The organism is Streptomyces sp. P5F9, from assembly GCF_057961495.1.
The window spans coordinates 24,433-37,051 of sequence record NZ_JBXVPZ010000039.1 but is presented as its reverse complement, the minus strand read 5'-3'; the positions used below and the strand labels follow the sequence as shown (position 1 = coordinate 37,051).

Sequence of the window (12,619 nt, the reverse complement as noted above, 5' to 3'; positions counted from 1 at the left end):
GTCCTGGGGGTGGAAGCGTTCGTGGGCGCGGGCGAGGCTGGTCTCGTCCTTGACGGCCTCCCAGTCGCTGACGGTGTGCGCCATGCCGTGGCTGCCGCCTGCGAGCGCCTGGTTGATGGCCTCTTCATAGTCCCCGAGCTGCCGTGTGGCCTGGGCGATTTGGGTTATGAAGGCCCTTCCGGAGAGGTGGTGTATCCAGATGTTGACGAGGCGGCCGGGCGGGCAGCCGCCGGGCGGGCGCTCGACGATGCGCAGCAGGTCGAGGGTGCCCGGGTGGAAGTCGAGCATCCCGCCGACGAAGGTGTGTTCCAGGACGAACGCGGCCACGGTCACCCCGGGGGCGGTGGCGGTGTCGGCCATAGTGGCGTAGGTGTCGTCGGGGACGAGGTCGGTGATGCCGCAGAGGAACGCCGCATCGCGGTCCGTGATGTGTTCGAGTCCAGTGGCAGCCGCGGCGTGAGCGTCCGGGCCCTCCTGGAGTACGACCTCGATCTGCTCCGGGTCGGGGACGGTTGCGGCGATCTCGCGGACACGGTCTTCGTTGTGCCGTCCGGCGACGACGACGAACTCGGTGATGCCGGCGCGGCGGGCCTGCCGGATGTGCCGGGCGAGCAGCGTCTCGCCGCCGAAGAGGAGGCTGGGCTTGTCGCGCCCGAGGCGGGTGCCGCGGCCTGCGGCCAGGAGTACGGCGGTCCTGGTGCTCATTGGGGTCCTCCCTGGATGAGGGCGCCGGTGACGAACGCGGCGACACGGTGGACGTCGGGGATCGACAGGGTGGGGTGGTACGGGATGCAGACCGACCGCTGAAGGACCGGGAGAAGATCGCTTTCGAACCGGTGGGCGCCGGGCAGGGCGGGGTAGCCGCTCCACGGCAGGTCGAACATCACGGTGGTGGCGATGCCGTTCTTCGCCATGCGTTCGCGGGTCTGGTGGGCGAGGGCGGGTGTGGCCAGGTCCGCCGTGAAGCGGCCCCAGGTGTCCTGAGGCGTCCGTGTGACGGGCAGCGCCGGACAGTCGCTGGCGGTGAAGAGGCTGGTGTAGGCGTGGGCAAGGCGATTCAGTGCGCTGCGGGTGTCGGATCGGTGGTGCCACTGCCAGTAGGCGACGGAGGCGGCGAACTCGGTGATGGCCCGTCCCCGGTGGAAGCGGTCACCGCCGAGCCATCGGGTTTCCTGGCCGCTGTGGGAGCGGCGACCGCACACCTGCTCGGCGTCGGCCGCGTGGCGCAGCAGTGCGACGGCTCCGCCGTTGCCGCTGAGTGGCTTGGTCGGCGCGTACGAGAACAGGGCCATGTCGCCCCAGGTGCCGGGGCCGTCGGCGGGATGGTCTGCGGGGAGCAGGTAGGCGCAGTCTTCGATGACGGTGTGGCCCGCGTCCCGCAGCGTGCGGATCGTGTGGCGGGCGTGCGGGGCGACCATGCCGGCGTGGTGGACCCACACGACGATGGGATGGAGCGCGTCGGCGGCGAGTGCGGGGACGTGCGCGGTCATGGCCAGGTGAACCGGGTCGACGGGCACGGGACGCGGGTGGGCGCCGAGTTGGTCGGCGAGGGCCGGGATGGACGGGAAGCAGTTCGCCGGGATCAGCACGTCGCGGGCCCGGGCCTGCGCTGTTTCGAGGAGGAGTTCGAGAGCGTCCATGCCGGAGGCGACGGCGACCGCATGGCGGTCGAACGCGGACCCTACCGCCTGTTCCAGACGTTGGGTCAGCGGCCCGTCGACCATGCGGCCCGACTTGAGCATGTCGGCGACCTCAAGGTGCGTCTGCCGCCGGACCGGGCTGGGCAGGTGCGTGCGCCAGATCGGAACCTCGTGCGAGGCGGTCACTGGGCGGCTCCGGCAAGGAGACGTGGACCGCGCAGTACGGAGGAGGCGTCGGGCCCGGTGTTGAGCAGCAGGTCGAGGGCGGAGAGGTGGCTGAGGAAGCCATGCCGGCCGTGGAGCTGGCGCCAGCGCGGGTGGGTGAAGCCCTGCCACAGCACCTCGATCCCGGCCTTGTCGAAGGGCTGCTCGTCGAGGTAGACGCGGCAGCCGTCGCCCGCCAGATAGGCGTCCGCCCCGACCGCCTGGCACAGGTCGGCCAGCCGCTGGCTGCTGCTGCCGGGCACGTTGAGGCTGCTGGCCAGCACGGTCGGGGTCTCGATGCGGAACTGCCGCCCGAAGCTGAGCGTGCACCCGATGGCCAGCTCGCTCAGCACCGACCACGTCCGGCAGTAGACCTCCTCGATGTGGGTGGACAGCAGATGCCGGTGGGGCGCCTTTGCGTACGCCTGCTGAAGGGTGCGGATGTGCGAGCGGTCCCAGCGCCGGGTGTAGTCGAGCGCGGTGTCGCTCAGGGTGCGGAATCCGTCGTGCCGTACGGGCGCGGTCAGCAGGTGGCGGCCCTGCTCGGTCTTGATGTAGTTACGGTTCTGCCAGCCGCCCCGGGTGAACTGAGCGTCGTCCAGCAGGATGAACAGATCTGCTTGGTCCCACTTGTCGAGGTAGCCGCAGTAGGGCAGATAGTGCGGTTGGTGGATCGCCACGGTGTACACGGCGCACCCTTCTTGGCGGTGGTGGCGGGTCGGGAATCAGGTCAGGTCGGGTACGAGGCGGTCGGCCAGGGCGAGGGCATGGCCGATGGTCGTGCCCATGTCGTCGTAGAAGGTCGTGCCGCGTCCGGCGAGAAGCACGTCCGGCGCGGCAGCCAACTGCCGGTATTTCCAGGTGAGTTCTTCGTTGTGCGGGCTGCGCAGGACGAAGTCGATCTGGTTCGGTCCGGGGCCGGCGGCTTCGAACCCGACGAGTACGGAGTCGGAGGGGGCGTGGGCGCCGTTCCACGGCAGCAGGGCGGGAGCGTGCGAGCGGTAGTGGGGGCTCGCCCCGTCCGGATAGGTGACCACCGGTACGGCCTGCACGTCCCCGGTGTCGAGGACCTGCCAGTTCAGGTGGAGGCTGCGGCGTTGCAGGGGGCCGAGCTGGTGGTGGAAGTGGGCGTCGATCGGCGCGGTGACGACCATGAGCTGCCGGTATCGGGGGCTGGGCTGGTGGTGGTAGTCGCGGCCGAGATGGACTTCGATGCGCGGGTGGTCGGCCAGTGGTTCGATCAGCGTGCCGTAGCCGCCGCACGGCAGGCCCTGCCACCGGGCCTCGGGGTGGTAGCCGCTGCTGGGGCGGTAGGAGATGCCGAACCGTTCGGCGAAGACCTCCGGCGCGAGATCGGCCGGATCGGCACCCCACTGCGCCGTGACATAGCCACGGACGAACATCTCGTACAGCTTCGGTCCGACCTGCGCGAGAGCGAGAGTGCGCACGCTGTCCGCCGGAGCATGGCGGTACGGCGCGGCATCCCGTTCGACGACGTCCCGGGCCTGCTCGGGTGACATGCGGCGGCCATAGGCGGCTTCGATGGCCTCCAGTCCGAGCGGCAGCGGCACGAGGCGGCCCGCCACGGCCGCGTGCACGGTGTGCGTGTAGGCGACCATCCGCACGCGGCCGGTGATCCACTCCCATACCCGCGGGTCGGAGGTGGCCATGACGTGGGTGCCGTACGGGCTGTACTCCACGCCGGTCTGCGGATCGCGCCGGGACCAGCACAGGCCGCCCAGATGGTGTTCGCGTTCGACGACCATCACGCTCGCCGGGCAGCGGGTGGCGAGTTGCTCGGCCAGCACCAGCCCGAACAGGCCCCCGCCCACGATCACGACATCGTGTGTCCGGGCCCGGGTCACAGGAACCACGCGTGCCGCTGCTCGAACTCCTCCTGCGGGGGCACCCCGACCTCACCGGCCGTCCACTGGTCCACGGTCATGGACTGCTTGATGTGGCGGCAGCCCAGCGCGTAGCAGCGGGACAGGCCCATGTTCGCGATCAGCCGGCGGGCGACCTGCTGATGCTGCTCGCCGCCCCAGATGTCCTCCAGGTTGCCGTGGTTGAGGTCCCCGATGAGGTACTGCTTGCTGCCCCACTGCGGGCCGCAGACGTAGACCTCCCCGTTGGCCAACACCCAGCAGTTCACGCCGGTGGCCACCGTCCAGCAGTGGGAGTGGGCGCCGGTGACACCCTTGTTGTCGTCGCCGAGGATCAGACCGATCTTGCCCGCCCACTCCGTCAGGCCCCGCTCAGCGGCGAACGCCTCCAGGTCCGCCCGGAACTCGGCGCGCTGGGCTTCGTCGAGGACGAAGCCGCCGCCGCGGTGCTCGTAGTCATCGGCGAGCCGCAGGTGGATCGAGTCGAAGCCGGTCGCCTCGGCCCAGGCGTAAATGCGGCGCAGCCAACGGTAGTTGGTGGAATTGATGATCACCTTCGCGTTGACGGCCGGGGCGGACAACCCCGCGGCCTGGCGAGCCGCGAGCACGGTTTTGACCGCCTTCTCCATCCGGCTCTGCCCGTGCTTGACCTGGGCGACCGCCTCGTAGGTGGCGTCGTCGTAGGCGAAGACGGCGACCTCGACGAAGACCATCTTGTCCAGGACCTCGGGGCGGGCCAGCACCTTCCCCATGGTCATGTTGGACGCCATCCCGGCCCGCGTCCTCTCGCGCGGCAGGGCGGCGATGAAGTCGGCGATCTGCCCGCCGCGCCACAGCAGCGGCTCGCCGCCGCCGCAGTACTGCACGCCGCGCACGCCCATGTCCGCGATCGAGACGTGCAGACGCTCCATCATCTCCAGCGGCATGCTGCCCTGCCCGTACGCGTGGTTGCGCTCGTCGGCGTTGCAGTGAGTGCAGGCCACGTTGCAGTCCATCGTGCCGTAGACCTCCAGCGTCCACGGCGCGGGCCGGATCTGGATCTCCCCGCGGACCGGCAGGGCCGCGGTGTCGGCGGCGGCGAAGAGCGCCTTGTGCGCGGACCAGTACGGGCGGGGCTGTGCGGTGGCGGTGATCAGGTCGGTCTCGATGGGGGGACGAGCCATCAGATGCCTCCGGCAAGGGGGTCGGGGTCAGAAGAACTTGCCGTGCGGGGCTTCGAATTCGGTCAGGAATTCGAGCATGCGGTTCTGCTGGTGGTGCACGCAGAACGGGCAGGACTTCAGCACCAGTTGCTCCAGGACCTGGCGCCGCTGCTCGCCGCGCCAGACCTCGGCGAACGTGGAGTCGTTGATGTTGCCGATCACCCCGGCGATGCCGTCGCCGGCGTCGGTACGGGTGCGTTTCTGGGCGCACAGGAACACGTTGCCGTCGGCCCCGATCGCGGGCTTGAGCTGCTGCCAGTGGCAGCGGGTGTACCCGCGGACCTGGTGGGTGTTGTTGTCGAAGATCCGGTCCACGATCTGAACGTCGAACCGCTCGTCGTCCAGGTCCAGCGCCCGGTCCAGCCCGGCCAGCATCCGCGCGTGCAGCTCGGGGCCGACGGCGACGCCGGAGTACGACTTGTACTGGATGTAGTCGGCCCCGCAGTCCTTGACCAACTCGCCGCAGGCCACCAGGTCGTGCACGTTGTCGTCGTTGATGAAGAACCCGGTGCCCACCGTGCACGGCCCCTCAGCCGCCGCCAGTGCCCGCAGGTTCGCGATGATCCGGTGATGGTCGTTGTTGCCGTGCAGCTTCGCGTGCAGCTCGGGGTCGGCCGCGTCCAGGCTGAACCGTACGTACGTGGCCGCCTGCTTCAGCCGGGCGCCCAGCTCGGGGAAGACCCGCGAGCCGTTGGTGACCAGCCCCACCGACATGCCGTGACCGGCCGCCAGCTCGATCGCGTCCACCGTCCTGGGGTGCGTCATCGGCTCTCCCCCACCGACGAACAGCAGTGAGGTCACCCCGAGTTGAGCCAGCTCCTCGACCAGCGACAGCAGCCGTTCGGGGGCCATCCGCTCGCTGCGCTCCTTGGAGTGCAGGCTGCTGTAGATACAGAACGTGCAGTGGTGGTTGCAGGAGTTCGCCGGATCGATCTCGACGCTCGTCGGGAACGGGTCCTCCCCGGCCGCGTACGCCCGGATCACATCCCGCTGCTCCAGCAACCGCAGCGGATCGAACAGGAACCGGAACCGGTGGCCGTGCTCGATCTCCGCGTATCGGTAGCCGAGGGCCTCGGCCGCGGTCCGGGCACCGGACGTCAGTTCGGCGACATCCTCGTTGACCACCTTCTGGCTTGCTATCAGGGGGAGTTCGCGTTGCATGGTGTGCCTCCTCTTGTCCTCGGACCGTGGTCGTACGTCAGGCCGCGACGTCTGTGACTTGCTGGTTGAGGACGTCCGAGACGCCGTCGCCATCGAGCGTGACGCGGACGATGTGGTGGTCCGAGTCGTCTTCGTCCACTTCAATCACGTCCACACCGGTCACCGCGGTCAGCAGGTCGGTGGTGCCGTAGACGCGGTCAACGCGGGAGTCCGGGCCGTGCGTCGCACAGGCGTTGACCGTTCGGGACACTGCCCGTTTGTCTCCCCGTCTCGCGGTCGCCCAGTAGCGGGCCAGATCCTCCAAGCCGGCGGTGCGCAGAGCCTCGTCCGGGCGGGTATCCATCACCCTGGTGCCGTTCGCTCCGACGTACGAGCGATGCAGCCTGTGCCGCCTGTCCTCTATCTCCTCAAGCACCGGCAGCGCCGGGTCGCCCTCGACTCCAGGCACCGGATAGCTGTTGTTGTCTCCACCAGCAAGACACGGCATCCGTACGACCTCGCCCTGCGGTGTGGTCCACTGCTTGTCGGCCCAGGTCGAGAGCCATTCCGCTTCGGCGACGCGGGTCGTGGCGGACGCGTAGTTGAGGTGGTAGGAGACCAGGGCGAGCGGCATCGCCTCGGCTCCGGCAGGCAGGTAGCGCATGATCAGTGCGGTGGGCGGCAGCACCCACATGGGGGCAGCCGTGTCCCACTCCCGCACCGGCTGGAACACGCTCGGGTCGGCGAAGACCGCGGTGCACGACTCGGGCCCGAGCCAGCCCCGCAGGCCGAGCACCTGCTCCAGCTCGTAGAGGATCGTGTTGCCGTTGGTGCCCGCGCCCCACATCTCCTGCCGGAGCACGAGGTGGGGGCTGAGGGAGACCAGCAGTTCGTGCGCCTTCAGGCGCTTGGCCGGGTCCTCCTTGCCGTTGTTCTCGAAGTTCCAGGACAACACAGTGATCTCGCTCATGGGTTCCTCGCTTCGTCGCGACTCGGTGGCGTTGCTGGCTGTCCCGGTTCAGGCGGCGGGTACCGGTTCGGCGGACAGGGAACGGCACAGTCCCGAGAGGCTGAAGGTGGCGACCACCGGGGGGTGGTCGGACGCCTCGATCACCTCCTCGGTGACGATGACCTCCAGCCGTTTCAGGGCACCGGCGACCTGCGGCGTCGCATAGATCCGGTCGATCCGCTGCCTCGTGCCCTGGTCCTTGCGCCACAGCGACGAGGTCGGTTCGAGGGCGGCCTCCAGGCCGAGTTCGGTCGCGGCGTAGTGCCCCAGTTCCACGAAGACGGGCGGTCGCCCCTCGTACTCGCCCGCGAGGATCTCGTCCGGGAGCGTGTCGGAGACCCGCTTGCCGTCCCGCTCGATCGTGCGCGCCTCGAAGTGGGACCGGTCCTCGATCTGGCTCCAGTCGGGCAGCGGGTGCCGGTTGCTCGGGCGGTGCGGGTAGGAGTTCATGTCGCCCCCGACGATCGCCGCCATGCCCGGCTTGCCCAGCGTGGCTACTCGTTTCGCCTCGCTTGCCCGCGTGGCGGGGTCGAAGGAGCACAGATGGACGGACGCCAGACTCAGCTTCTTCAGAGCACCCTTGAGCCGGACCACGGGGTTGCATACCGGGTGCCACATCCCGGTGCGGTGCTCGAAGAACTCGGTCGGCCGGCACAGGTCCCGGTCCACGTAGACGCCGGTCGGGTTGGCGGACTCGGGGGTCGCGCTGGCAAGGAAGGCGGCGTGGCCCCCGAGCCGGTCGGACTCAGCCCAGACAGCGCGAGCGCCGAACAGGTCCGCGCGGGTCAGCTCCTGGCGCAGGAGTACGTGGGGCCGGAGGGCGGCGAGAACGTCCATGGCCAGATGCCATCGCGCGTTGTCGCCGTCGTTGCTGATGCCGTTGTGCTCAATGTTCCACGTGACGACACGGAATTCGTCGTTCTCGGGCGGATTGGTCAAGAGGTCCTCCGTAGGGTGCGGGCCTGCTGGTGGGGCGCTGGTTTTTGCCCGGCGGTAGGGGCCGGGGCCGCGTGGTGGATCTAGCTCCCGTCAGCGGGCGGTGCTCAGGATGCGGTCGAATGCGGCGAGGTCGAAGCGGGAGATTGTGAGGGCGTGGTCGGTCCACCGCTCCACGTCGGCGGTGTCGATGACCTCGAAGCTGATCAGGGCTGATGCCAGGTCAGAGGTGCCGAGTTGGACATCGATACGCCGCCGGGGGCCCTGGTCGGTGCGGTGGAGACTGGAAGTGGGCGTCAGGGCCTGGCGCTGGCCCAGAACGGTGGCCGCGTGGTGAGCGAGATCGGTGAAGACGGGCTTCGCACCGCCGGTGAGGATCTCGCTCGGAACGGTGTCGGAGACACGTCGGCCGCCGCGCTCGATGGTGCGGTGCTGGAAGTGGACGGGGTCTGGGACGGTGTCCCAGTCGATGGGGTCAGCGATCTCGACGTCGGTGCGGTGGGGGTAGCTGTTGGCGTCCATGCCGATCAGGACGGCGTGGCCGTGGTCGGCGTACGTGGTGAGCCGACGGGCTTCGGTGGCCCGCAGATTGGGGTCGTAGTGGCACAGGTGGGCCGAGCCGAGGTGCAGCGCGCGGGGACAGTCCTTGCGGCGGACTTCGAGGTGGCAGATCTGCTTCCAAGCGAGGTCATCGTTGGTGTGCGCCACGACGTCGAAAAGGCGCGGGTTGACCATTACCCCCACCGGGTTCTTGCTGCGTCCCGCATGCTCCTCGCCCATGAACGCGAGCAGGCCGCCGAGCGCGTGCGCCTCCGCGTACAGGGCGCGTTTGCCGTGGGCGCCTGCCCCGCTCAGCTCCTGCCGGAAGACGATGTCCGGCTCATAGGCCGCGAGGATCTCGTCCGGGCGGGGCGAATGGTCCCGGCCGTCGAGCGGAGCACGTCCGTTCTTCTGGATATTCCAGGATGCGACCACGAGCACTTCGGGCGTCATACGGGCTCCTCGTTCCAGGGCAGTAGCGGTAAGCGCATGTCAGGGGTACCGGGATGGCCGGCACGGCAGTCCAGATGCAGAGCGCGCCGACGTGGTCCTCGGGAAGGCGAGTTCATCTCGGAGCCAAGGGGGTGGTGATCGCCCGTTCGACATCCCAGCCGCCAGTGCTAATCCGGCTGTAGAGCCGACCGAACTTCACCCGGCAACGCGGATCGGCGGCCCACTGGCTCAGCGTCTTGTTCTCACCGAACGCCGAGTAGTACCGCGCCCCTCGCGCACCGGACGCCCTGGGCCGCGTCCCGGGTTGGGCTCCACTACCAGAACGACGCTCTGATAGCCCCGTGACGTGTACGGATCGCCCCTGCCCGCTCGTCAGACCATCGCGGGCGAGCTGCTTGAGCGCGGCACGGACGACTTCGCCGCCGACCTTGTAACCGCTCGCGAGGTCGGCACTGTCCATGCTGGCGCCGGGGGGAATCTCTCCGACCTGTATGGACTCGCGCAGCCTGCGGTACACCCCGTCGGCTTGGCTTGCCTGTTTCGGATCGAGGCCGCTGACCTCTGTGACCAGGAGTTCGGTCGTATCGGTGTCGGTGGGCACGTGGGTTCCTGGAGTGGTGGGATGAATGCAGCAGGCGCCCCGCCTGGAGGCGAGGTACGACTGTTGCTCTGGGCCCCGCGCGCGGCAGTGAGCTACAACAGGGTTGCCGCGCACGGGGGTTGGGGCACAGCTCAGGCCGTGGCGAGTCCCCGGAACAGGTCGAGGTCGGTCACGGTCGTGCGGTAGACGGTGAGTTCGTGGTTGGCGGCGTTCGAGTAGTGCGCGACCACGTCCGGGGTGAGCAGGTCGGAGGCCGGGAGAGGGCAGCCCGCGAGTGCGGTGAGCGCCTCCTCCAGCGAGCCCGGCACTGGTGGTGCCTCGGTGTCCGCGAAGGCGTTGCCGATGTACGGCGAAGGCGGATCGGCTTTGTGGTCGAGGCCGTACAGCGCGGCGGCGAGGACCGCGGCAATGGCGAGGTAGGGGTTGGTGTCGGCGCCGGGGAGACGATTCTCCAGGTGGAGGGTTTCGCCGTGGCCGACGACGCGGATGGCGCAAGTGCGGTTGTCCCGGCCCCAGGTGAAGGTCGTGGGGGCGAAGGTTGTGGCGACGTAGCGTCTGTAGGAGTTGGGGGTTCGGGCGTACAGCAGTGCCAGGTGGGGCAGGACGTCGAGCAGGCCGCCGATGGCGTGGCGGGCCTTGTCCGGCGTCTTCCCGTCGGTTTCGGCGAAGAGCGGGATGCCGTCACGGTCCAGGAGGGAGAAGTGGATGTGGCAGCCGCTGCCGATGCCGGTCGCGGGCGCGGCCATGAAGTTCGCCACCAGGCCGGCCTGCGCGGCGATGGTCCGCGCCGCGTGCTTGAACAGCAGGTGGAGGTCGGCCGCCCGTAGCGGATCGCCGTAGGGGAACGTCACTTCCACCTGCCCGGCGGCACCCTCCGTCTTGATCGCTTCGACGGGCCACCCCATACCGGCGAGGCACTCCTGCAGATCCTCGAAGAAGCGGGTCAGCACACGGGGGTGGTCGAGGGCGTAGTCAAGGTTGCCGGTGGACACCGGCTGCATCCCGCCACGGTGTGTGTCTCCGGTGTCGGCGTAACTCAGCACGAACTCGGTCTCCAGGCCGACCTGGGCGGTGATGCCCCGGGCGGCGAGCCGGCCGAGCTGGCGTTGCAGGATCTGCCGGGGGGCCACACTGACGGGCTGGCCGTCGTGGCCGATGACGTCGGCGAAGACCAGCGCGGTGCGCTGCATCCAGGCCAGTTGGTAGACGGCGTCCGGATCGGGGAGCAGGCTCACGTCACCCCAACCGGTGGAGGCGGAGGCCAGGGCGAAGCCGTCGAGCGGGCGCATGTCCACGTCGGTGGCGAGGACGTAGCCGCACATGTCGCTGCCGCCGGACACGACGCGGTGAAGGAAATGGCCCGCGTCGATCCGCTTTCCCTTCAGGCGGCCTTGCATGTCGGGCACGGCCAGCATCACGGTGTCCACGGCATCGCGTTCCACCAGGCCACGCAGGGACTCGAACTCCGCGGCCTCTTGTTGGACGAGGCCGCTGGCTGCGGTGTCGCAGGAGGTGTCGGTCATACGACGTCCTCCGCCATCTGCGCGCGCTCGCCCTCGGTGCCGTACTCGGGGATGCCGTAGGTGCGGCGACCGCGGGTGACCCACCCGATGGTGGCCAGGAGCAGCACGGCCGCGAGAGCAACGGGGGCGTAGTTGAAGGAGTCCTTGGTGACCGGGGAGACCTGGGGGAGGCAGAACACCACGGTGATGAAGGCGACCCAGGTGACGGCGGTCCAGCCGATGGGTTTGCTCCAGCGGCCCAAGTTCCAGGGGCCCGGAGTGAAGCGTTTCCCGGCGCGCAGACGCAGGTAGACGGGGATGGCGTAGGCGGGGGTGATGCCGATGACGTTGATCGCGGTGATTGCGTAGTACGCGGTCAGGGAGTAAAGCGACGGCAGAGCCAGGCAGAACGCGACGCCCACCGTGAGCCACACGGCCGGGACGGGCGTCTTGGTGCGAGGGCTCAGCCGCCGCCAGGTCGAGGAGAAAGGCAGGGCACCGTCCCGGGAGAACGCGAACACCATCCGCGAGGCGCTGGCGAGTCCCGCGTTCGCGCAGAACAGTTGGGCGACGATCACGACCAGCAGGAGGATCTTGGCGCCGGTCAGTCCGAGGGCGTCGAGGAAGATCTGGGCGGGCGGTACCCCGGTCGCGGTGCCGACGGTGCCGGCGTAGTCCTGGATCGCGAAGAGCATCCCGGCGAGCAGGGCGAAGCCGACGATCCAGGACCAGAAGATGGAGTGCACGATGCCCTTGGCGGCCGATATCTGTGCCTGGGTGGTCTCCTCCGAGAGGTGGGCGGAGGCGTCATAGCCGCAGAAGGTGTACTGCGCGAGCAGCAGCCCCAGCGCGATCACGTAGAGCGGGTTGCCCCACCCGGTGCTGTTGGCGAAGTGGGTGAACACGAAGCTCGCCGACTGGTGCTGGGAGGGAACGAGCCAGAGCGCCCCCACGATCAGCGCGACGCCGCCGATGTGCCACCACACGCTGATCGAGTTCAGCACGGACACCAACCGCACCCCGAACAGGTTGAGCACGGCGAGTAGCAACAGGATGACGCCGCAGATGGCCATCGTCTTGCCGGGGGTGGGGGTGAAGCCCCACTGGAGGTTGAGCCAGGCGCCGACGAACAGGGACATGCCGTAACTGCCCCCGGCCATCCCACCGAGCAGGCCCAGCAAGTTGAAGTACCCGGTGAAGAAGCCCCAGCGGGGGCCGCCGAGCTTGCTGGCCATGAAGAACAGAGCGCCGGCGACGGGGTAGGCGCTGGTGACCTCGGCAAGCGCGGCGCCCAGGCAGAGCACGGTCAGGCCGACCGCCGCCCATCCCCACAGCATGACGGCCGGTCCGCCTGTGATGAGCCCGAAGCCGAAAAGGGTCATGCAGCCGGACAGGATCGAGATGATGGAGAAGGACAGCGCAAAATTTCCGAACGGGCCCATACGGCGGGCCAGTTCAGGCTTGTAGCCGAGCTGACTCAGGGCGACGTCGTCGGCCGAAAGGTCGTGA

General features: G+C 69.0%; 12 protein-coding genes. All 12 read right to left on the bottom strand.

Annotation, left to right across the window (positions count from 1 at the left end):
- Nucleotides 1-705 (bottom strand): NTP transferase domain-containing protein (locus AC31A1_RS10085; protein WP_489652928.1); only part of this gene is annotated, 705 nt, incomplete at its 3' end.
- A complete protein-coding gene (locus AC31A1_RS10080; RefSeq protein ID WP_489652927.1) occupies nt 702-1,826 on the bottom strand; it encodes a DegT/DnrJ/EryC1/StrS family aminotransferase in 1,125 nt (374 codons plus the stop codon). The genes AC31A1_RS10080 and AC31A1_RS10085, both read right to left, overlap by 4 nt.
- Entirely contained in the window at nt 1,823-2,533 is a 711-nt protein-coding gene (locus AC31A1_RS10075) for a WbqC family protein (RefSeq protein ID WP_489652926.1), read from the bottom strand. Before AC31A1_RS10075 ends, AC31A1_RS10080 begins: the two co-directional genes overlap by 4 nt.
- A 36-nt stretch (nt 2,534-2,569) precedes the next feature.
- Nucleotides 2,570-3,682 (bottom strand): UDP-galactopyranose mutase, encoded by a 1,113-nt coding sequence (locus AC31A1_RS10070; protein ID WP_489652925.1) that lies wholly within the window; start codon nt 3,680-3,682, stop codon nt 2,570-2,572.
- Between the two features lie 23 nt (nt 3,683-3,705).
- A complete protein-coding gene (locus AC31A1_RS10065) occupies nt 3,706-4,890 on the bottom strand; it encodes a radical SAM protein (protein WP_489652924.1) in 1,185 nt (394 codons plus the stop codon).
- A gap of 27 nt (nt 4,891-4,917) precedes the next feature.
- A complete protein-coding gene (locus tag AC31A1_RS10060; protein WP_489652923.1) occupies nt 4,918-6,090 on the bottom strand; it encodes a radical SAM protein in 1,173 nt (390 codons plus the stop codon).
- A 37-nt stretch (nt 6,091-6,127) separates the two neighbouring features.
- Nucleotides 6,128-7,039 (bottom strand): endonuclease/exonuclease/phosphatase family protein, encoded by a 912-nt coding sequence (locus AC31A1_RS10055; protein WP_489652922.1) that lies wholly within the window; start codon nt 7,037-7,039, stop codon nt 6,128-6,130.
- Nucleotides 7,040-7,087: 48 nt separating this feature from the next.
- Nucleotides 7,088-8,017: an endonuclease/exonuclease/phosphatase family protein gene (locus tag AC31A1_RS10050; RefSeq protein WP_489652921.1), complete on the bottom strand. Its 930-nt coding sequence runs from the start codon at nt 8,015-8,017 to the stop codon at nt 7,088-7,090.
- A 90-nt stretch (nt 8,018-8,107) separates the two neighbouring features.
- Nucleotides 8,108-9,007 carry an endonuclease/exonuclease/phosphatase family protein gene (locus AC31A1_RS10045; RefSeq protein ID WP_489652920.1) on the bottom strand — a complete coding sequence of 300 codons (900 nt, stop codon included), beginning with the start codon at nt 9,005-9,007 and terminating at the stop codon, nt 8,108-8,110.
- Nucleotides 9,008-9,119: 112 nt separating this feature from the next.
- Complete coding sequence (locus tag AC31A1_RS10040; RefSeq protein ID WP_489652919.1) at nt 9,120-9,608, bottom strand: GntR family transcriptional regulator; 489 nt, start codon at nt 9,606-9,608, stop codon at nt 9,120-9,122.
- Between the two features lie 131 nt (nt 9,609-9,739).
- Nucleotides 9,740-11,131, bottom strand: a complete 1,392-nt coding sequence (locus AC31A1_RS10035; protein ID WP_489652918.1) for a glutamine synthetase family protein — start codon at nt 11,129-11,131, stop codon at nt 9,740-9,742.
- The gene (locus tag AC31A1_RS10030) at nt 11,128-12,552 is read right to left on the bottom strand and encodes an amino acid permease (RefSeq protein WP_489652931.1); all 1,425 of its coding nucleotides are present in this window, start codon (nt 12,550-12,552) and stop codon (nt 11,128-11,130) included. Before AC31A1_RS10030 ends, AC31A1_RS10035 begins: the two co-directional genes overlap by 4 nt.
- Nucleotides 12,553-12,619 lie beyond the last annotated feature (67 nt).